Genomic DNA, 21,013 nt, shown 5'->3' on the forward strand with positions numbered 1-21,013 from the left:
TCGAATTGTTTTTAAGTGGGTTTATTATTCTATTTTCAAATATCTCAACAGTTAGCCTGTTCCGGCTAACCTCCCCCCTTTTTTCGCTTTCATGGGGTTAGCCCATATCGCTTCCAGGTGCGCCTACTTTATTCCCCAATCCCGCCTTTGTCAATCGCCTGCCTGCCGTCATCCATCTTGCCGCTGAAAATATTTGCCAGATTTGCTTAACTTTTTCGTCTTTACCTTATAGGAGAGCGAACGAGCAATCGGGAATCCACGCTACGGCCCCGGCGCCACCGACGCTCAGCGCGGCGGTCACCGCCAGGCCATTCGCAAAATCATTGCCGGCGGGCGACGCGCCCGCTACGACATCGTCAACGCGGCGGCTCGCCGCCTCTACAGAGGTCATCACCATGCCTCACCCGCGCCCGGCACGCGCCACCCCCTCTTCCGCACAGGGGAAACTGCCGTCAACACCCGGCAAGCCGACTCTGGCACGGGGGAACTCTTTGCTCGCACGGGGGAACGCGACTCTGGCACGGGGGAAGCGACAGCGCCGGGCGGGGAAAGCGGCTTTCGCAAGGCGGCCAGCGGCGATTGCGTCACCAGCCGCCGGGCTCGCACCACCAACCGCCGCGCCAGCATGGTTGCCGGCGCGCGGCGCTCACGATTTCACTCTCATTTCAGGAGGATTTGCAGATGAAAGATATTGAAAGGAACCAGCTGGCGACGCTCACGCGCGTCCGCGACTTTGGCGCGCGACACCCGGCGCTCTTTGCCGCCGGACAGTTTGCCGCGCAACTGCTGGCGCAGATCAATACGGCGGTTGATGAATTGACGGCCCATGTGACGACGCACGCGACCAGCGCCGGCCAGGCGCGGCAGAGCACCGGCAGCAAAGCCGCCGCCCGCGCTGCCTTGCGCGAAGACCTCGAAGTCATCAACCGCATCGCCAACGGCCTGGCCCTGGAGATCACCGGCCTCGGTGACAAATTTCGCATGCCGCGCGGCGGCGATCACGATTGGCTGACGGCGGCGCGGGCCTTTGCGGCGGACGCGCTGCCGCTGAAAAGCGACTTTATGCGCTATGGCCTGCCGGCGGATTTCATCGACGATCTGAATGCTGACATCGCCGCTTTTGAAGAGGCGACGGCGGCGCGCAATCATAGCCTGGAACGACAGGTGGCGAGCCGTGCCGCTCAGGACGAGGCGCTTTCGCGCGGCCTGCAAGCCTTAAAACAGCGCGACATTCTTCTGCGCACCGTTTCGCGCAACGATGTCGAGACCTTGACCGCCTGGGTCGCTGCCAGCCACGTCGAGCGTCTGCCGCACCGCCGTAAGCTGCCGCCATCGCCACCCGCGCAATGAGTGCGCGACGCGGCGAAGAGAGACGCGGAGACGCGGAGACGCGGAGACGCGGGGAAAGGAAGACGAACTGTTAGCCTCTGTGTCTTTCCCTCACCGCGTCGCCGCGTCCCCGTGTCCCCGCGTCGTCTTTCTCCCTCGCCGCGTCCCCGCGTCCCCGTGTCTCTCCTTCCGCTTTGATTTATAGCGAGAAGGCCAGGGTGTTGGATTCGATGCCGTCGTTGAGGACGCGAATCTGGTTCGTGCCGCTGCGCAGGTTCAGGGTCACGGCATCACCTTTGATTTGCAGCTTCTTGCCCGAATTACTGATCGCCAGCGGCGGCGCGATGACTACGCCATTGATCTCGACCTGGAGCGCGCCGGTGAAGCCTTTGCCTTTGATCTTCAATTTCGCGCCGGTGAAGCTGACCGCATTGATCGTCGGGCCGCTCGGGTTGGACTGTGCGCTCTTGATCCTGTAGCCCATCGCACTGAGCGCCATCAGGTCGTTGTCGGTGATGCTCTCCTGCTCGCCGTCGCCGAGCGTCGGGTCCATGATGCCGATGTGCAGGCCGAGCCGCGAATCGTCCTTCCAGTGCGAAGCCTGCTCGCCGTCGCCGCCCGTGCCGTCGGGCCGCCCCGTAGATAACGCCAGCTCCTGACCGTCGAAGTAGAAATTCTGACTGCCGCCCGAAGAAAGAATCCGCGGCGTCGTCGTAAACGCGCTCAAGGTCATGCCCGGACGAAAGCGGAAGATGTCGAAGATTGAAACCGCCACAGGGTCCGTGCGATCCAGCTCGCGGTCTCCAACATTTGAAATGAACCCGAGCGCATGGCCAATCTCATGCGTGGCGACGGCGTTGAAATCGAGCTGGTTGCCATTGATGCCATTGCTCGGGTCGAAATCAAACCTCCACTTGGAATTAAAGCCGATGGCCGGCGGGCTGCCGAGCGTCGCCTTCTCGCCATCCGGGTCGGCGTCCGACGCAATCAGGCCGAGCGCTCGCCAGTTGGCCGACGTCGCCAGAATGTAAGTCGTGTTACCGATGTCTGTCGGCACGCTCGCTTGCGGCAACAGGTCGTAGGTCGAGCTTTGCAGGCTCGAAGAGGTATTCGCAAGCAGCGCCGCGCGCACGTCTGAGTAGATCGCCGAATCACCCAGCACCTGCGAGTCGGTTTCGCCAAGCGTGTCCGAGTCGTACTTTTCGCCGAACCAGGTGGGGCCGAAGTCTACGTCAATCACGACGCTGATCGGCGCATCGATGACCGCTTCCCAGGCGGCGGCGGCCTCGATGAAGGCCGCTTTGGCGGCGGGATAATTCTCAAGCTGCTGGGTGGCGCGCAAGGTGATCCGCAAGCCGCTCGCGGCCTCCGCCGTGACTGCTTCGGTATGAATCTGCGCGCTTCGCGGCGGCGTGATGACGTGCAAGGGCTGCGTCAGGTCGCGCTGCCGCATCTGTTGAGCGGCGGCGAGCGTCGCTTTGCTACAGGCGAGCCGGCCATCGGCAACGGTGAGCGAGAAGCTGCCGGCGCCGCTGAATTCAGTCGGATGAATGGATGGCGCGGCGGCTGGCGAGCCGGTGCCCGCGGCCCGCGTCACAGGCCCGCCAGTCAGGCTGAAGGTTAACAAGGCGACAGACAGAAGCATGGGCAACGCTTTCGATTTGCAACGCACGAAACGCAACATGAACACTCTACCTCCTGAACTTCGGATAGCGATTCTTTTGCGACCTGCCGCCGGGCAGGCCGCGACCAGCGGATTTCATTCGGGTGTAGCGCACGCTGTTAGCTTGCGCCGAGACTCGCGCAAGCTAACAGCGTGCGCTACACGGAAGCCGTAACCGCTGCTGACTTTCTTGAGTCTAAACTTTCGCTTATTTTACCACTGATTGGCCAAGTGCCCGCGCAGACGCTCTCGGACGCTGCAACCGGCAACTTCATTTTAGCAATGGTGGCAAAAGCGGCGCTAGTACAAACTTCAGTGATCAGCGCGAAAGTTGCGAGAGATGGCAACGTGGGCCGCAGCGGTGCCGCGCAGGCTCTCCCTTTCCTGCACAACCATGGCCACTGGCCCACGTCGCGGTAAACGAATAGAGAAGGTACAACCTTACGTTATCAGCCAACTCGTCCGCGGTCTGCACATCACCCCCTTTAGATAAAAGGCAAAAGGTAAAAGGCAAAAGGTAAAAGTGGCGGAGCCGGATTAAGAGGTAGCCTCAAGCTATTTATTCAATCCCCTGCCGACCTTTTACCTTTGTACTTTTTACTTTTGCCTTGCGGCACAGCCGCCGCTCGCGCCCGCCGCGGCGCGGCGGCGGTGATTGGATGGTGCGCCCGGCTTACGGAAGAAGCGGCAATCCGTATGTCGTGGTCGCCGAAGGCCACCGCCCGCCAGGGCCGCCGCATTTCCCTTTCTTGCCACGCGTCTGGTGGGCGCAATTGCTGACCTATATCTTCACCGCGGGGCTCGTCTGTTATCTGCTGGCGCGCTATCTCAGCTCGCCCATCGTCAAGCTGCGCGAGGCGACGCGCAAGCTCGCCGCCGGCGACCTGACGGCGCGCGTCGGGCTCCGCACGCGGCGGCGCGACGAATTGACTGACCTGGGCCGCGACTTCGACGTGATGGCCGAGCGCATCGAGAGCCTGATGACTTCGCAGCAGCGCTTGCTGCATGACATCTCGCATGAGCTGCGCTCGCCGCTGACGCGCCTGAACATCGCCCTTGAGCTGGCGCGCCAGGGCGACCCCAGCGAGGCGAGCTGGGCGATGGAGCGCATGGACCGCGAATCGCAGCGTCTGAACGCGCTGATCAATCAACTGCTGGCGCTCGCCCGCATGGAGAGCGCGGCGACGGCGCAGGCGCGGACGCTGGTCAACCTGCAAGAGCTGGTCGAAGAGGTGGCGGCAGACGCCGACTTCGAGGCCAAGACCCAAGGCAAGACGGTGCGCGTCGTGAGCGAAGAGAGCGGCTTTCTACAGGGCGATGAACAGTTGCTGCGCAGCGCCATCGAGAACGTCGTGCGCAATGCCGTGCTCTACACGCCTGAAGGAACGGAAGTCGAGATCGGCCTGCACAACCAGGGCGCGGCAGGCGCGCTGATTCGCGTCCGCGATTACGGGCAGGGCGTGCCGCCGGAGGCACTGGCGAAAATCTTCCGGCCTTTCTACCGCGTCGGCGACGCACGTGACCGGCAATCGGGCGGCGTTGGCCTTGGGCTGTCGATCAGCCAGCGCGCCGTCGAAATCCACGGCGGCACGATCCGCGCGGCGAACGCTGAGGGCGGCGGCCTCGTCGTCGAAATCACCTTGCCGGGTGTCGTCGAAACCGCGGAGGCGCCGCGCCCGGAAACTCCCGCGCGTCTGCCCGCGCCACAGCGCAGCCCCGCTTGAGCGGCGTCATCGTTGATTCAGTTTCGGCTCGCAGGTAAGCTTTTCGATTTCGTTGTTGATCTCGCCGCCGATCAATATGACCAGGCCGATCAGGTAGAGCCAGAGCATCAGCACCACGACCGCGCCGAGCGACCCATAGGTCGCGCTGTAGCTCGGCGCAAAGCGCAGGTAGAGCGAAAACAGCCACGACGCGAGGGCCGCGGCAAGGGCCGCAAAGATCGAGCCGGGCGTGATCCATCGGCACTTGCCTTTCAGGTCAGGCCCGAAGCGATAGATCGTTCCCGCCGCCAGGGCTAACAAAAACAGGCCAAGCAGGTAATCTATCGCCGTCCACCAACCGAGCCAACCAGCGCTAATTCCCAGCCGCTGGCTGATCCACACCGGCAGCCGGTCGCTCAACATGATGATCGTCGAACTGGCAATGATGACTAGCGATAATCCGATGGTCAGCCCCAGCGCAATCAGCCGCACCTTCCAGTAACTGCGCGTTTCTTTCACTTCATAGGCGCGGTTGAGCGTGTCGATCAGCGCCGCCGTGCCGGTCGAGGCCGCCCACAAGGTTCCGAGTACGCCGAACGATAGCCAGCCGCCGCCGCGCTTGCTCACCACATCTTCCATCGTTTCGTTGACGACACGCATGGCATCGCTCGGCGCTATGCGGCGCAGCTCATGAAAGATGCTTGCTTGCAGGTCGGGAATGAAGCCGATCAGGCTGGTCAGAAAGATCAGCATCGGAAAGAGCGCCAGCAGGAAGTAGTAGCCCAGCTCTGCCGACGCGCCGAGCACGTCGTCTTCGCCGCTTTCGCGCCAGACGCGCCGCGCCACACGCTTGAGGACTTCTTTGCTGAATCCGAGTCTTCGCATGTGCCTCCCTGTCATCGCGTCCACAGGTCAAACACAGCGATGTCGAGCATGCTTCAGAGCAGTGAGCGAATCCAGCCGCCGTCTACGGCAATCGAGCTGCCGGTGATATAACTGGCGCGCTCGGAAACCAGGAAGGCCGCGAGCGCCGCAAACTCGCGCGGCTCGCCCAATCGCCTGAGGGGAATCTCGGCCTCCCAGCGCGCTTTAATCACTTCAGCCGCGATTCCTTCCCTGGCTGCCATCGCTTCGGCCAGTTGCTCAACACGCTCGGTGCGCGTATATCCCGGCAGGATGTTGTTGACCGTGATCCCATCCGCCGCGACTTCGTTCGCAAGCGTCCGCGCAAATCCCGTTACGGCGGCGCGCAAGCTGTTCGACAACATGAGATTGGCGACCGGCTGCTTGACCGCAATCGATGTGACGTTCAAGATACGCCCCCAACGCCGCGCCTTCATCCCCGGCAACACCAGCCGGGTCAGCTCAAGCACGCTCGCAAGCAAGAGCTGGAATGCCACCTCCCAGGACTCGCGGCTCAGGCTTTCAAACGGCCCGGCGGGCGGCCCGCCGGTATTCGTCACCAGAATGTCTATGCGTCCGAAGCGCTCAAGCCCGCGACTGACGACGCGCTCAATGTCTGCGGTCACCGACAGGTCAGCCGCCACGCCGATGACGCGGCCCGCGGTGGCGGGCCGGAGCGCCGCGCATACTTCATCGAGCTGTTCAGCGCCGCGCGCGCAGAGGATGAGCGAGGCGCCTTCGGCGGCCAACTCCTCTGCGACGGCGCGACCGAGTCCGCGGCTCGCCGCCGCCACCAGCGCGACTTTTTCCTTCAGCCCAAGCTCCATCTTTAGGTGCGCCTCAGGTAATCATCCGTCTTATCGAGCCAGTCCTGTCGCGGCGGGCTGAAGATGTCAACGTCGAGCGTGTCTTCGAGCGCCTCGGCCTGGTGCGGCAGATTGGCCGGAATGACCAGGACTTCGCCGGCGCGAACGATGACCTCTTCCTGGCCGTCGGCGCCGAGATGGAAACGCAGCGCGCCTTCGAGAATGTAAGTGATCTGCTCGTTTTCATGCGCGTGCCGCGGAACGATGCTGCCTTTGTCGAGATAAACATGGGCCAGCATCATCCGTTCGCCGGTGATTAAACGCCGCGCCAGCAAATCATTGACCTGCTCTTTCGGCATGTCGTCCCAGCGGTGCCAGGTGGCTTTCGGTTCTTCCATGATCGCTCCTTCAATCGGCTTTCGGTTGCGAAATCTATTCATAGCAGAAGCCGCCGGCTTTGCAAATCCCGACTGCCCGCACTGGCATAGCTAGTGCATATAACGAAGTGAACAATAGGGCGAAGAAATCAGCACACGGCAATAAACAAGGAGGGCAACGGATATGCACAGAATAAGAGAATCTATGGTTTTGACCATAGTCCTGGCGCTGCTTGGCATGACCACCGTAGCGCAGGCGCAGCAGTGGGGGCGCTGGGCACGCCGCGATGACCGCCAGACCTCACAGATTCTGGCGCGCATTGAACAGCGCACTGTAAGGTTTAAGAACACCGCCCAACAGGCGATGAACCAGCGTGAAGTGGAGAACACGCAAAGAGAGGATAGGCTCGACCGCATGGTCAGCGATTTCCAACAGGCTGTCCTTGAGCTGCGTAGCCGCTATAACCGCAATCAGGCGAGCAATACCGATGTACAGGCGGTGCTAGATCGCGCCGCTCGCATAGACCGCTTCATGCAGCGGCGTCAGTTAAGCTCGACCGCCGAGAACGACTGGCAACTGCTGCGCACCGATCTCGATAGCCTGGCGACGGCTTATAACATCGCCTGGGATTGGAGCCGTGACGACACCCGCGGCAGCGGGTATCCGCGCGATTCAGTGGTGAGCGCGCGCTTGTCGGGAACGTTCCGATTAAATACGACTCAGAGTGACGACGCGCGTGTGATAGTCGAACGCGCCGTACGCGATCTTCCGTACAGTGACCGCCAGCGCGTGTCCGAGGCGCTGCTGCGACGGGTTGATAGCCCCGATGTCTTAGCCATAGACAAGCAGGGGCGGACGATCATGCTGGCTTCGTCGAAGGTTCCGCAACTGACGTTTGAAGCCGATGGTCAGGAGCATGTCGAAACTTATCCGAACAGCAACCGCACCTCGCGCGTCACGGCGTCGCTGACCGGCGACACCTTGACGATCAACTCGACGGGTGACCGCGCCAGCGATTTCAGCGTCACCTTTGACCCGATCAACAACGGGCGGCAGATGCGCGTCACCCGCCGGCTCTACAGCGAGCGGCTGAACCAGCCCATCGTCGTGCAGAGCATCTATGACCAGGAATCGCCGACGGCGCGTTGGGACATCTACAACGGCTCGCCGGCCTATGGCGACAACCGCTATGACCGTGATCGTGGCGGAAACTACAATTCAACCAATGACTATATTGTGCCGGACAACCAGATGATCGTCGCCCGGCTCAATGAAACGCTCGACACCACGCGGGCGCGCTCCGGCGACCGCTTCACGATGACGGTGGTTTCGCCGCCGGAGTACCGCGACGCCATCATCGAAGGCCACCTCGGCGATGTCAATCGCAGCGGACGGGTGACGGGCCGTGCCGAACTGGCTCTGGCTTTCGACTCGATCCGCATGCGCAATGGCCGCAGCGCCCGCTTTGATGGCACGCTCGACAGCGTGCGCGCCGTCAACGGCGACACCCTGCGGGTTGATACCGAAGGCGTGGTCAAAGACGACAGCAGCCAGACCAACCGCACGGTGACGCGGTCGGCGATTGGCTCAGCCGTCGGCGCGCTGATTGGCGCAGTTGCCGGTGGCGGCAAAGGCGCGGTGGTCGGCGCAGTCGTTGGCGGCGGCGCTGGTGCTGGCTCGGTCTTCGTTCAGGGTCGCAACGACCTGCAATTGACGCCGGGCACAGAGATCACCATCCGCGTCAGTGCCCCTGTCCGCCGGGCATCGCGTTAAGCCGGCTCGCGGCATCGCGTAAGCAAAGAGGCCAGTGACCGAGGTTATAAGAGAAAACCTCGGTCACTGGCCTCTGGCGTTTAGCTCTCAACTTCTAAAGACTGGCCGGCTCACAAAGAAAGGCCGTGCAGGTAATCGTAGCTGATCTTGATGCTGTCTAAAGGCGGGCCGGGGGTTTCGTCTTGCTCGACGAAGAAGTGTTTGACGCCGGCCTTCCTGGCCTGCGGCAACAACTGTTTAAAATCGATGACGCCGCGCCCGACTTCGGTAAAGAATCGCTTCGGCGTGTTGTCCATGTCTTTGACATGCACCAGCGCGAAGCGCCCCTTGTGCGCCGCGAAGTATTTGGTCGCCGACTGCCCGGCCTTGGTGATCCAGTAAAGATCAAGCTCCATCTTGACGAGGTCGGCGCTGGTCTCTTTGAGCATCAGGTCATACGGCACGACGCCGCCGATGGGCGGGAACTCGAAGTCATGGTTGTGATAGGCCAGCTGGATGCCGGCGCGGCGACAGGTTTCGCCGGCCTTATTCAAGGTTTCGATGACGCCCTTATAATCGTCGAGCGTCTTGCGTTCGTCCGCGGACAAATAGGCGAGCACCAGGTAGCGGTGGCCGATGACGTGCGCCGCCTCGATCAGCTTGTCGAGATTCTGGCGCAGCCCCTGTAGCTGTGTGTGCGCCGACGGCGCCGTCAGGTTGAGCTTATCAAGGATCGCTTTGACCTGTTGCGGCGTGCGCTCGTAGTAGCCGGCGAACTCGACCTCACGATACCCGATGCCGGCGACGCGCCCGAGCGTGCCCTCGAAGTCTTTCTGCAACTCGCGGCGCACGGTGTAGAGTTGCAAGCCGATCTTATCCAGCCCGCCCTTAAGAAAACCACCCATCCCGTTCTGCGCAACGACCATGCCGCTCAGCAAGCCGCCCGCCATGTGTGTGATGAATGCTCTGCGATCAATCACGCTTGTTCCCTCCAGTTGAATTAGTTGATGCGATGGCCGATCCGCGCTGCGCACTAATCAAAACACAGAACCGCCTGGGATGCCAAGCATGGGCCGAGGCCGTTTCGCGCTTCCCGTAGCCGGCGCAAGCATGCGAGAATCGCTGCTCGCGAACTCTGTCCGGTCGGAGATGACTCATGAGAATCAAAGCCCTGCTCATCCTCATCGCGCTCGCGGTTTCTGTTTCGCTGGCCAGTGCTGCCGGCTGGCAACGCTTATTTGACGGCAAGAGCATGCGCGGCTGGCAATTGAAAGCCGTGCATGGCGGGCGCGGCGGCGTCTGGGCGGTCGAAGACGGCGCGCTGGTCGCCAACCAGGACACAGATCACAGCGGCGGCCTGCTGGGCACGACGGCGGCGTTCTCTGATTTTGAAATCGAGCTGGAATTCAAGGCCGATTACCCTGTGGATACGGGCCTCTTCCTGCGCACGCGTGAGGACGGCATGGGTTATCAGGTCACCATCGATTACCGCGACGGCGGCTTCGTCGGCAGCCTCTACGCGCCGGCGGAAGGCGGCTTTCTGTCGCAGTACAAAGATTGGCAGAAGGCTTACCGCAAAGAAGGCTGGAACCGTTTGCGCGCCCGCATCCAGGGCCAGCCGGCGCACATCACCGCCTGGCTCAACGATGTGCAGACGCTTGATTTCACCGATACGCGCGAGCGTTATCCGGCGAGCGGCTACGTCGGCTTGCAGGTTCATGGCGGCGAAGGCGCCTGGGGCGCGACGAGCCGCGCACGCTTCCGCCACATCCGCGTCCGCCCGCTTTGAAAAATAGATAGTCGAGTGCTCAAGAATGGAAATGAATCGGCGCGAATTCAATATCGCAATGCTCGGCGCAGTCGCCGCGATGGCGACGATGCGCGTCAGCGCGCAGACCGCGCTGCGCGTCAACGCGGCGCGCTTGAACGCTCACCTCGCGGCGCTCGCCGAGTTCGGCAAGAACCCGCAGGGCGGCGTCAGCCGCGTCGCCTACAGTGACGCCGACCGCCAGGGGCGCGACTATGCGATGCGGCTCATGCGCGAGGCGCGGCTCGACGTGACGATTGATGCGGCGGGCAACCTCGTCGGGCAGCGCAAGGGCAGCGAAGCGCAAGGCGAGCCGCTGGTCATCGGCTCGCACATCGATTCCGTCCCCGAAGGCGGCAACTATGACGGCGATGTCGGCTCGCTATCGGCGATTGAAGTGGCGCAGACGCTCGCCGAAAATAACATCACGACGCGCCACCCGCTCGAAGTCATCATCTTCCAAAACGAAGAAGGCGGCACTATCGGCAGCCACGCGCTCTGTTGCGGGCTGACAGAGAAGCAGTTGAATCTTCCGACCCGCAGCGGCAAGACGATTCGCGAAGGGCTCAAATTCATCGGCGGCGACCCCGACCGCTTGAGTGCGGCGCGGCGCAAGCGCGGCGACATTGCGGCCTACCTGGAATTGCATATCGAGCAAGGCGGCCTGCTCGAAGCCGAGAAGATTAACATCGGCGTCGTCGAAGGCATCGTCGGCATCCGCCAGTGGGACGTGACCGTTGAAGGCTTCGCCAATCACGCTGGCACGACGCCGATGAACCAGCGGCGCGATGCCCTGCTGGCCGGCGCGCGGTTCATTGACGCGGTCAATCGCATCGTCACCAGCACGCCCGGTCGCCAGGTCGGCACCGTTGGCCGCATTCAAGCTCAACCCGGTGCTTACAATGTGATTCCGGGGCGGGTGACGCTCGGGCTGGAACTGCGCGACCTCGACGCCGCCAAGATTCAAACCCTCTTCGACCGCATTCACGCTGAAGCCGAGCAGATCGCTAAAGCCACCGGCACGACGTTCGGCTTCAACGAAGTCAATGCCATCATCCCGGCGCTCACCGACACGCGCCTGCGCAAGCTGATTGACGACACCGCGAAGGGGCTGGGCCTAACGACGAAGCAATTGCCGAGCGGCGCCGGCCACGACGCGCAAGAGATGGCCAACCTCGGCCCCGTCGGCATGATCTTCATTCCGAGCGTCGGCGGCATCTCGCATTCGCCGCGCGAGTTCTCACGCCCCGACGACATCGCCAACGGCGCTAATGTTTTGTTGCATAGCTTACTGAAGCTCGATGCGATGAAACTGGCTTGAGCCTCCGGCGCAATCCGGCAACCTGAGCGTCCGGCGACCGCCTGCTAGACTTCTCTTTGCCGAAATGCTATAACCTTCGCGCCGCGGGGTTGCGGTCAAACCCACTCTTCAGTTTCAGTTCGAACGAGACAGAGCGAAAACAACGGCCCGCTCGGTGCGGGACCTGCCGCGGGACTGTCGCCGCAGCGTCGGCGGTGGGTGGCAGGTGGCGCGAAAGGAGCAACGGTTATGGACCCAATGGCGATTGTTGTCTATCTCGGCAAGGAGGCCGCCTTCAAACTGCTTGAAGTCGGAATTGAACAGGCGCTGGGCGTCGAAATCCAGGGCATCACCGTGGAAGCCTATGCCAAGCAGGCGGTGCTGGGGATCTTTCTCATGCAAGGCATGCGACCCGAGCCGGATTTTGAGCATCGGGCCGAGATGCGCTTCAAGGAGCTGGATAACAAGATCGCTGACCTGCGCAAAGACCTGACCGAGCTGAAAAATGAGATGACTGAATTCAAATGGCATGTGCAGACCCTGTTCTATGAAGCCCGCGAAGAAGAGCTCTGGCAGACGATGTTACAGATTGAGAACTCGGCAGACACCTACTACGCGCTGCTGCACACGCTGGGCACGTCAAAAGCATCGCTGGACAAGCGCAAGGAACGCGCGCTGGAACTGGCCAACACCATCCTCGCCAGCCCCGTGGTCGCCAACATCGCCAACGCCCGGCTCGCCTTGCTCGGCGATGACGTCGGCGGCGGGGGCCGCGAGCGCGTGCGTGGCTTCCTGGAGATTTGGAAGCAGCAGGCGTTGCGTGAAGCCGACCTCGGCTGGAGCGGCGAGCGGCTGTTTGAGATTTACGGTCTGCTCGAAGCGAAGTTCACCCGCGCCCTGATCATTCAAGTGAAGTGCGCCCGGCTGTTGATGGAAGCCCACCAGGCGTTGCACCTGGACGACGCTTCGCATAAGAGCGCGGCGGATTACTTCGCCGATACGTTCTACCCGATGCTCAAGACGGAAGTGCAGGGCTTCCGCGACATCATCGAATCGCTGGCCATCAACCTGTTGCCGCTGCCCGATGCGCCGATGGCTTCGATGAAAATCCCCGACGAAATCGGCGTGCTGCTGGCGGCAGTTGACCTCTACGTCGCCCGCGCCCTGAGCGGCAAGCTGAAGGCGGACCCGCCGCAGGTCAGCGGGCGCAAGCTCGAAGAACTGCCGGCGCTGGCGAGTTGCTGGGGCCGCGTGATCGTGCCGGGCACGCGCTGGATACGCCGCGCGCCGGGCGCGAAAGAACCGGCGCGCGCGACGATCACCGCGCAGGACGGCCGCTCGTTCACCTGCAAGGGACGGCTCGAAGTGCGCGCCGTGAGCTTCACGCCATACGAGGGAGCGAGCGGCAAGAAGCTACATCAAGGCTATGAGTTTTACGTGTCGAACACGCCACGCGACATGGACAAGATGGTAGTGGCGCAGTTCGTTCCCGAAGAGGTGATGCCGGCGGATGTCGCCGGCCCGCTCGACGTGCGCCTCGAAGATCAGAACGGCGAGCTGCTGGCGCAGACCAGGGCGCTGTTGATTCCTGTTGCGATAGACGAGAAAAAACAGGCCACCGTTCCTTACGGCACTTTCACGATGAGCTTCACAGGCGGCGCTCAGGTGCGCCGCAAGTAGGAGGAGAAGGCGATGAAATTCCGTGTCGGCGGCGACAACCGCAATGGTTCGATCTCGGTCAAGAGCGGCACCCGGGGAGATTCGCGCGATGAGAATTACAACGTCACCAGCGAGAACCAATACAAAAAGTTCAACCGCGTGCTGGAGCAACGCGCCGGCACGGGCGCCGCGACAATCGCGGCGCGGCTGGAGACTTCCTCGGAATATATCGGCTTCAACAAAGATAACTATGAATGCCTGGGGCTGACGTTTTCGAGCAAGGGCACCCTCACGTTGCCGCAAGACCCCGCGGCCACCGGTCAGGCCATCATCCAGGAATCGATCTGGATGAACATCCGCATCGAGCAGACTGGCAAGGTGCAGCTCGTGGCCTCGGTCATCGCCGACCTCGACATCGCCGAAGTCTCGTTTCAAGGCCCGTCGTTCGACAAGCCTGTGCGCATCTTCGACGACGCCGACCAGACGCTCAACATCACCAAGCCGGGCGAATACAGCCTGCGCGGCGGCTATCAGTTGAGCGTGCGTGTGCCGGCGAGCGGCCTCGGCGGGCGGCCCATCAACATCGAGATTCAAGCCCGGCTGACCCCCGCGTCATAGCACAACCGCCGAGGCGCTTAACCGAGCGGCGACGGCGCAAAAAACCAGCGGCGCTTCGGACGGGTCCGAAGCGCCGCTGATTGGTTTGATGTGGCGCAAGCTGTTAGCTTGCGCAAGTCCGAGCGCAAGCTAACAGCTTGCGCCACATGGATATGCTCTAATTCTATCCGGCCTGCGCCGCCAGCCCGACGGCTTTTTCCGCCGCGTCTTTCATCCCCGAAGCGGTCACAAATCCGAGGCCCGATTCATCGATCAGCCGGCGGCCCTCTTCGACGTTTGTGCCTTCAAGGCGAACGACCACCGGCACGGTGATGCCGATGTTGCGGGCCGCGGCGATGACGCCGCTCGCCACCATGTCTGTGCGCACGATGCCGCCAAAGATGTTGATCAACACCGCCTTGACGTTCTCGTCGCTCAACAAGATTCGGAAGGCGTTTTCGACTCGCGCCTGCGACGCGCCGCCGCCGACGTCAAGGAAGTTCGCCGGCTCGCCGCCCGCCAGTTTAATAATGTCCATCGTCGCCATGGCCAGGCCCGCGCCGTTCACCATACAGCCGATGTTGCCGTCGAGCTTGATGTAGTTCAAATCATGCTTCGACGCTTCGATTTCCAGCGGCTCTTCTTCGCTGAGATCGCGCAGCTCGGCGTACTCTTTGTGGCGATACAAAGCGTTGTCGTCAAAGTTGAGCTTGGCGTCGAGCGCGTACAGCTCGCCGTCTTCGGTCAGCAAGAAGGGATTGATTTCGGCGAGCGAGCAGTCGAGATCAACGACGGCGCGGTAGAGCGCCACCATGAACTTCACAGCCTTATTGACCGACTCTTTCGGGATGCCGATGCCAAAGGCGAGCTTGCGCGCCTGAAACGCCTGCAAGCCGACCGCCGGATCAATGGCTTCCTTCAAAATCTTCTCCGGCTCGCGTGCGGCGACCTCTTCGATCTCCATGCCGCCTGCCGACGACGCCATAAAAACCAGCCGCGAAATGGCGCGGTCCAGAACGATGCCGAGATAAAACTCCTGCTTGATCTTCAATCCCTCTTCGATCAAGACGCGGCGCACGGTGCGGCCTTCGGGGCCGGTCTGGTGCGTCACCAGGTTCATGCCGAGTATCTGGCGGGTCAACGCCTCGGCCTCTTCAGCGGTGCGCGCCAGTTTCACACCGCCGCCCTTGCCGCGTCCGCCGGCATGAATCTGCGCCTTGACGACGACCGGCAATCCGAGACGCTCGACGACGGCGCGCGCCTGCTCGGCGGCGTCAACCACTTCGCCGCGCGGCACCGTCACGCCATACTTCGCCAACAGTTGCTTGCCCTGATATTCGTGTATCTTCATTTTCAGTAGGCAGGAGGCAGGAAGCAGGAGGCAGGAAGCAGGAGGCAGTCAATTCGGATTCAACCTTCAGCGTGACGTATCCGATTCGACTGCCTCCTGCCTCCTGCCTCCTGCCTACCGACTACTGCTTGCGGCTCCTCTTTGAAATGTCAGCACGTAGACGCCGCTCGAAAAACTGCCGGCGTAGATGCGATCACGGTCGAACGGGTCGAACGATAATGTCCAGATGCGCGTCGTCGGCAGCTCGGCGCCGGCAGCGGCATCGAGGCGCTCCCACGAGTAGCCCTTATCGGTCGAGCGATAGACGCCGCCCTTTGAGTATTCGGCAACCATCACCTCGTCGGGATTCGCCGGGTTGAAGACCACCGAAGTGAAATCGCCTGCCGGCAGTCCGCCGCCGCGCCGCACCCAGGTGCGCCCGCCATTGGTCGAGCGGAAGAGGTTCTGATTGGTGCCGAGCAGGATCGTCTGCGGATCGTTGGGCGCCTGGGCGATGGCTTTCACAGACATGTCGTTCGGGCCGCGGTCGGTGTGCGTCCACGATCCGCCGCCGTCTTCAGAAATGTAGAGCCCCTCTTTCGTGCCGACCAGGATGCGCCGCGGCGTATCTTTATGCGTCGACACAGAGTAGACGCGCCCGTTCGGGTCATAGCTGCCGAGGTAGACTTTCTCCCAGCCCTTCGATTCGTCGAAGGTGCGATAGAGCCCATCCATCGTCGCCGCCAGCAAGCCGCGCCGGCCTTCGCCGTCAACGAAGCTCGTCAGGTCGTCAACTTCGCGCGTCAGCTCGAACATCGACGGGCCGAGAGGCTCGACCGGCTCGACCGGCTTTTTCTCTTTCTTCGGGGCGCGGCGCTGTGACGATTTTTTCGCGCCGCGCGACTTCTGCGCAACGACCATCGCGACAGGCACCGCCTGGTACTGGCCGAGGCCGCGCGAAGCCGGCAGCGGTTGCGGATCAACGACGCCGGCGCGGCGGCCGCGCTTGCCGCGCACAGGCTTCTTCACGGGCTTTTCGACCTTCACCTGGGCTTTGCCGACGAAGGCCCAGCTCGCGCCGCGGTCATTGGAGCGAAAGACGCCGGTGTTGGTGCCGGCGTAGATCACGCTCGGATCGTCAGGCATTTGATAAAAGGCGAAGACGTCGCGTGTGCCCAGTCCGCGTGATGACGACTGCCACGATTCGCCGCCGTCGCCGGAAACAAAAACGCTGCCGGCAGAGCCATCGTGAAAGACGCTCGCCAGCAACCGCCCGCGTTCCTGCGCGTCAGGCTGTATGGCCAGGATGTGGCGGTGGATGAAGCCTGTGTTGGCTTGCGCGAAATCGTCGCCCAGATTGTCTGACGTCAGCACGCCGTAATCGTCTGTGGCGATCAAGACGCGCTGCGGCTTGTCCGGGGTGACGATGACCGAGCGAATGACATGGCTCTTCGAGGTCACCAGCATCCAGCGCTTGCCGCCGTCTTTGGTGCGCCACAACCCTTCGCTGGTGCCGGCGAAGACGATGTTCGGATTGGTCGGGTGCGGCAGCAGGTAATAGGTGCGGCGCGCGGTGAACGGGATGCCGGGAATCTTAACCCAGTGCGCGCCCGCCGAGTTCGAGCGGTAGATGCCGCTGCACGCATTCAGATAAACCAGCTCGGGGTGCGTCGGGTCAACCGAGATGCCGAAGATGTCCGAATCGTCAATGACGCCGTTGCCCTTGTAACCGGTCTGCTTCCAGGTCACGCCGCCGTCGGTCGTCTTCCAGGGCAGGTGCCAGGTGCCGACATAAATTTCGTTCGGGTTGCGCGGGTGGATGGCAATCGATTCGATGTTGTGAATCTCTTTGTCGCCTTCGGGCGAGATGCGCTGCCAGGTGTGGCCGGCGTCGGTCGAGCGCCAGGTGCCGTTGAGCTTGGGGTCGTCGTTGGCGCTGCCGGCCATGACGATATTCGAATCCGATGGCGCAATGGCCAGCGAGCGCACAGACATCCGCTTGGTGCCGTCGAGCAGCTTCCAGTGCTCGCCGCCGTCTTCGCTCTTAAAGACGCCGCCATCAACATCGCGCGCCACCGCCCATGCGCCGACATAGATAATGCGGTTGTCGCGCGGATCGATGGCGATGCTGTCAACCGACAGGCCGCGCTCGCCGACGCCGGGCTTCAACCGCCGCCAGGTGCGCGCGCCATCGGTCGAGCGAAAGATTTGCCCGTCGCTGGTGCCCAGATATAACAGGTTGCTGTCATCGGGCGCAGCCACCAGCGTGCGCACGTCGCCGCCCCACGGGCCAGTGACTTCCCACTGGCGAATCTCTTTGGGGTCGGTCGTCATGGTGATGATGTCGTGCGGCCCGTCGGCCCTCACAGGCACGGACGACACCACGAGCGTGAAGATCAGCATGAAGAAGGGGAGGTGACGAATTCTCATCAACTGCGTCTACTCCTTACGTTTCAAATCTTAGCATACGAGTGGCAATGGCCTGAAGGCGGCGCGATGCAAGGTCCTTTCGGGCGACTCTGAATATACAATGGCGGACCGACGAGCGAAAAGCAGAAAGGCGCAATGTCGAAAAGTTGCAAGGAAAGTTCCGCGCGCCAGTTGCAATACAATGCACGGAGAGCCGGCCGACAAGCTAAGGAAGCGGCCCGCGCGCCATTTCAGCCGCGCCCGGCGAAAAAAAATAGCGATTCCAAAAAGTTATGCTATGATGCGCGGCGTGATATCAACCCCTTCGGACGATAGGAAACAATAAAAGGAGAAAGAAAATGGCTTGCTCAATGGATATGCTCGACGTTATCGCTCTGCCCGGCCCGTCGGGGCCGGTCCCCGACGGCATGAAGGTCGCATCGCTTGCCGGCCCAGACGTCCTGCAACCCGCGCCCGCCTGCCCTGTGCTGGCCATCGGCGGCTTCACGCTTTGGCCGATGAGCTATATCGATAATCGCGTTAGCTTTGGCATGGTCATGTACAACGTGCAATGGGAAGTGGTCAATCAGGTGGAAAAACCCGGCGCGCGCTATATCTACCAGATCACCACGGATGAGAATGCTCAGACGGTGACTTTTGCGGGGCAAGCTAATCAGACGGTCACCATGTCGCTGGACGAGATTTGCGAGATGCTCTATTAAGTCTCGCGGCCCACACAGCTCACAGCCCAACTAGTGCTTCGCCGAAGCATCCAGGAATTTCACCGCGGCTTCAAGCACATCGTCCCGGCCTTCGCGGATTCCCTTGAGCGTCGGCTCGGCCTTGATGTGCGGCTGCACGCCGACGCGCTGCAACTGCCGCCCGTCGGCATGGCTGACGCTGTGGCCTGAAAAGCTGACGTAAATCCCGCCCGGCAGCACCAGGTTGGTCACGTCGCCGTTCGCGCCGACGGTCGGGCTGCCGATGAAGGTGACGCTGGTCGCCGACTCGAAGAAGAGACAGGTATGCTCGGCCTGGCTGATGGCGTCGTGGTTAATCAGCATCACGACCTTGCCTTTGTAGATCGCGCCCTTGGCCGGCGGCAACTTCTGCTCGAAGGCGTAATCCGGCGTGCTCCCCTGAAGGTCTTCGTCTCCGAAGTTCGTCGCCGACTGCAACGGGCGGCGGAAGATGGCGGCGGTGACCCCTTGCTTTTCAGTCAAACGCGGCGCGATCTCCCAGGCCGTGCCATTCGGGTAGCCGCGCATATCAAAGATGATGGCCGGCGCGCTCATCATCGCGTCCATCGCTTTGTGCGCCTCGACAAGCGGCAGCCGCGCCAGATCGATGTAACCGTAGCCGCTCGGCAGCATTTGGTAGATCGGCGTCTTGCGCTGGGAAAAGGCGACTCTTTCCATCGGCAGCGTACGGGTCAGCTCGACTTCGCGAGCCTGGCCATCGGCGCCCTCGACGCGCAAGCGAGCCTTGCTGTCTTTGGCCCCGCGCAGCGCCAACGGGTAAATGTAAGTGTAAGCCGCCTGCGGCGTCGATAGAGACTTGAGCTTTGTCAGGTAAGCGATGCGCTGCTCGGTCGGCTCACCGTCAATGGCGAGGATGACATCGCCGACCTTGAGTCCAGCGGCCTGCGCCGCGCCTTCATCAAGCAGTTCTGTGACGGCCAATCTGCCGCCGACCGCGCTCAAGCCGAGCGGCGGCGCGAACAGTCCCAGTTGCTGGTTGAGCGCCGTCAGCCCTTGCACGAACCCATGCGTGTCCTGAAGCCGCGCCACCATCTCGGCGACCGTCGTTTGATATTCGAGCGCCGATTTGTTTTCGAGAAAGCGCGGGATGAAGTCAGTCAACACCGTGGCCCACGGCTTGTCGGTCAGGTTCTTGTACGGGGCAAAGTAATTAATCACGTTCCAGAAGCGGAAGAGCGCGAGCAGGCGATATTCTTCGGCGGGGAAGCTCATATCGGCGTACGGCGCGTCCTTGACGCTGCGCACGACGAGAGGGGCGGACACGGCTGCGGCTGCCGGCTGCTCGCCGCCCGACGTGTCGAGCGCCGCCATCGCCGCGGCGATCACCTTCTCATCACCGGCGTCATTCGGGACTTGCGCGTCGGCCTGAAAAGTCGCGCCGCCGCCCGGATGCACAAATTCGGTGGTGCGGACTTTCACGCGGACGCCGTCAGGCAGCATCATCGGATAAACACCGACGCCGGGCGAGCCATTGGCCTTGCCGACCTGGACGATGCGGGCACCGGCGGCTTGCAGGCCGCTCAAGAGCGAGATCAGGTCGGGCGTCTTTTCGTCAATGATGACGGCCAGCGGTTTCTTGCTTTGCGCCTGGCCGCTGATCGCACCCGGCACCGCCGTGATCAGCGACGAAGTATAGCCGCCCGAAGTGTTGCCGCGTTGCGGTGGGTAGCCGCTGTGCATTCGATAACGATTCGTGCCGAGCGTGACCGTGCCCTGGACGAGTGCAGGGATCGTACTGTCGAGATAGAAGCCGAGATAAAATGGCGGCAGCTCGGATTCTGAGATGCCGCTGTACCGGCAGTCGAGCAGGACGCCTTTTGCTTTGGCGACCTCTTGCATCATCTGCGGCTGATTGGCAAACGCCGCGCGATTGCCGCTGACGAAGGCGGCGGCCCAGTCGGTGGCCCGAATGATGACGAACCCGTCAACCACGCGGAAGTAGGTCGGCGCTTTCTTCTCGCCGACAGGCGCGGCGACGGCTTGTTCGACCGCCGGCGGTTCGACCACAGTAGCGGGGTCATTCAAGACCTGAAGCAAATCGCCGATGGCCTGGCGATAGTCGTTCGGCGAGCGCGCGGCTTTGACCCGCGGGATGGCCTTGATTAGCGCGGCGTCCCAGTCAACCTCCTTGTAGGCCAGGAAGGGGTGAAAGTATTTGACCACGCCCCACAGCCGGCCCAGCGCCGCCAGCCGCTCGGTCTGGTACTCCGCGTCGCTCAAGTAGCGGGCGAAGTTGATGCGATACTTGCCCGGCAGGGACTGCGGATCGAGCGCGCGAACTTCGATGCGATAGTTGCCCGCCTGCTCGGCGGCGATCACGACCTTCTCGTCGCCTTGCGCCCCGGTCGGCGTGTCCACCTCGAAGAGCCGGTGGCCATCCGGCGCGCTGACCGCCACCACCACGTCAAGGCCGCGCTGTTCGACGACGACCTCGGCGATCTGGCCGTGCTTCAGGCCGAGCGTGTAAAGCTGGCGCTGTGCCCCCGTCAGTTGGCGCTCGACCGGGGAGTAGAGCGAAAGCGCCGACGCTTGCTCCTGGGCGCGCGCCGTGATGACGCAGAGGAAAGTGATCAACAGCAAATAACTTGGGCGGGCGAGAAGCTTTTTCATGGCGTC

The 21,013-nt window shown here is 62.3% G+C and carries 17 protein-coding genes; 8 read left to right on the forward strand and 9 right to left on the reverse strand.

From position 1 onward, the window contains the following. Positions 1-226: 226 nt before the first annotated feature. Positions 227-391, reverse strand: a complete 165-nt coding sequence (locus tag VJ464_14090) for a hypothetical protein (protein HKQ06261.1) — start codon at positions 389-391, stop codon at positions 227-229. Between the two features lie 290 nt (positions 392-681). Between VJ464_14090 and VJ464_14095 the strand changes: the two genes are divergently transcribed. Beyond that, complete coding sequence (locus tag VJ464_14095; GenBank protein HKQ06262.1) at positions 682-1,350, forward strand: hypothetical protein; 669 nt, start codon at positions 682-684, stop codon at positions 1,348-1,350. A 178-nt stretch (positions 1,351-1,528) separates the two neighbouring features. On the opposite strand, the gene VJ464_14100 is transcribed toward VJ464_14095, so the two are convergent. Further along, positions 1,529-3,013: an NF038122 family metalloprotease gene (locus VJ464_14100; protein HKQ06263.1), complete on the reverse strand. Its 1,485-nt coding sequence runs from the start codon at positions 3,011-3,013 to the stop codon at positions 1,529-1,531. A 638-nt stretch (positions 3,014-3,651) separates the two neighbouring features. On the opposite strand from VJ464_14100, the gene VJ464_14105 reads away from it, so the two are divergent. Continuing rightward, on the forward strand, positions 3,652-4,716 hold the full coding sequence (locus VJ464_14105) for an ATP-binding protein (GenBank protein HKQ06264.1): 1,065 nt from the start codon (positions 3,652-3,654) through the stop codon (positions 4,714-4,716). 6 nt (positions 4,717-4,722) lie between these two features. Here the strand turns inward: VJ464_14105 and VJ464_14110 are convergent, their stop codons facing one another. Genes VJ464_14110 through VJ464_14120 form a run of 3 tightly spaced genes read right to left on the reverse strand, consistent with a single transcriptional unit; the run spans position 4,723 to position 6,802 of the window. Next, positions 4,723-5,580 (reverse strand): YihY/virulence factor BrkB family protein, encoded by an 858-nt coding sequence (locus VJ464_14110; GenBank protein ID HKQ06265.1) that lies wholly within the window; start codon positions 5,578-5,580, stop codon positions 4,723-4,725. A gap of 53 nt (positions 5,581-5,633) precedes the next feature. Then, on the reverse strand, positions 5,634-6,425 hold the full coding sequence (locus VJ464_14115; GenBank protein HKQ06266.1) for an SDR family oxidoreductase: 792 nt from the start codon (positions 6,423-6,425) through the stop codon (positions 5,634-5,636). A 2-nt stretch (positions 6,426-6,427) separates the two neighbouring features. After that, positions 6,428-6,802, reverse strand: coding sequence for a cupin domain-containing protein (locus tag VJ464_14120; protein ID HKQ06267.1), 375 nt, complete (start codon positions 6,800-6,802; stop codon positions 6,428-6,430). A 184-nt stretch (positions 6,803-6,986) separates the two neighbouring features. On the opposite strand from VJ464_14120, the gene VJ464_14125 reads away from it, so the two are divergent. Next, a complete protein-coding gene (locus tag VJ464_14125; protein ID HKQ06268.1) occupies positions 6,987-8,555 on the forward strand; it encodes a hypothetical protein in 1,569 nt (522 codons plus the stop codon). Between the two features lie 110 nt (positions 8,556-8,665). Here VJ464_14125 and VJ464_14130 read toward each other — a convergent pair whose 3' ends face one another. Beyond that, complete coding sequence (locus VJ464_14130; GenBank protein ID HKQ06269.1) at positions 8,666-9,514, reverse strand: sugar phosphate isomerase/epimerase; 849 nt, start codon at positions 9,512-9,514, stop codon at positions 8,666-8,668. Between the two features lie 176 nt (positions 9,515-9,690). Between VJ464_14130 and VJ464_14135 the strand changes: the two genes are divergently transcribed. The 4 genes from VJ464_14135 to VJ464_14150 all read left to right on the forward strand — a co-directional run bounded on the left by VJ464_14135 (position 9,691) and on the right by VJ464_14150 (position 13,918). After that, positions 9,691-10,323 carry a DUF1080 domain-containing protein gene (locus VJ464_14135; GenBank protein HKQ06270.1) on the forward strand — a complete coding sequence of 211 codons (633 nt, stop codon included), beginning with the start codon at positions 9,691-9,693 and terminating at the stop codon, positions 10,321-10,323. A gap of 25 nt (positions 10,324-10,348) precedes the next feature. Then, the gene (locus tag VJ464_14140) at positions 10,349-11,662 is read left to right on the forward strand and encodes a Zn-dependent hydrolase (protein HKQ06271.1); all 1,314 of its coding nucleotides are present in this window, start codon (positions 10,349-10,351) and stop codon (positions 11,660-11,662) included. A gap of 228 nt (positions 11,663-11,890) precedes the next feature. Beyond that, on the forward strand, positions 11,891-13,321 hold the full coding sequence (locus tag VJ464_14145; protein HKQ06272.1) for a hypothetical protein: 1,431 nt from the start codon (positions 11,891-11,893) through the stop codon (positions 13,319-13,321). 12 nt (positions 13,322-13,333) lie between these two features. Then, positions 13,334-13,918 (forward strand): hypothetical protein, encoded by a 585-nt coding sequence (locus VJ464_14150; GenBank protein HKQ06273.1) that lies wholly within the window; start codon positions 13,334-13,336, stop codon positions 13,916-13,918. Positions 13,919-14,081: 163 nt separating this feature from the next. Here the strand turns inward: VJ464_14150 and sucC are convergent, their stop codons facing one another. Both sucC and VJ464_14160 read right to left on the reverse strand, forming a co-directional pair. Next, positions 14,082-15,248, reverse strand: coding sequence for an ADP-forming succinate--CoA ligase subunit beta (gene sucC, locus VJ464_14155; protein ID HKQ06274.1), 1,167 nt, complete (start codon positions 15,246-15,248; stop codon positions 14,082-14,084). Between the two features lie 114 nt (positions 15,249-15,362). Beyond that, positions 15,363-17,657, reverse strand: a complete 2,295-nt coding sequence (locus VJ464_14160; protein ID HKQ06275.1) for a hypothetical protein — start codon at positions 17,655-17,657, stop codon at positions 15,363-15,365. 338 nt (positions 17,658-17,995) lie between these two features. Here VJ464_14160 and VJ464_14165 point away from each other — a divergent pair, with 338 nt between their 5' ends. Continuing rightward, positions 17,996-18,358 carry a hypothetical protein gene (locus tag VJ464_14165; protein HKQ06276.1) on the forward strand — a complete coding sequence of 121 codons (363 nt, stop codon included), beginning with the start codon at positions 17,996-17,998 and terminating at the stop codon, positions 18,356-18,358. Between the two features lie 30 nt (positions 18,359-18,388). Here the strand turns inward: VJ464_14165 and VJ464_14170 are convergent, their stop codons facing one another. Beyond that, the gene (locus tag VJ464_14170; protein HKQ06277.1) at positions 18,389-21,007 is read right to left on the reverse strand and encodes a S41 family peptidase; all 2,619 of its coding nucleotides are present in this window, start codon (positions 21,005-21,007) and stop codon (positions 18,389-18,391) included. Positions 21,008-21,013 lie beyond the last annotated feature (6 nt).

The sequence above is a fragment of the Blastocatellia bacterium genome, assembly GCA_035275065.1.
GTDB lineage: Bacteria > Acidobacteriota > Blastocatellia > UBA7656 > UBA7656 > DATENM01.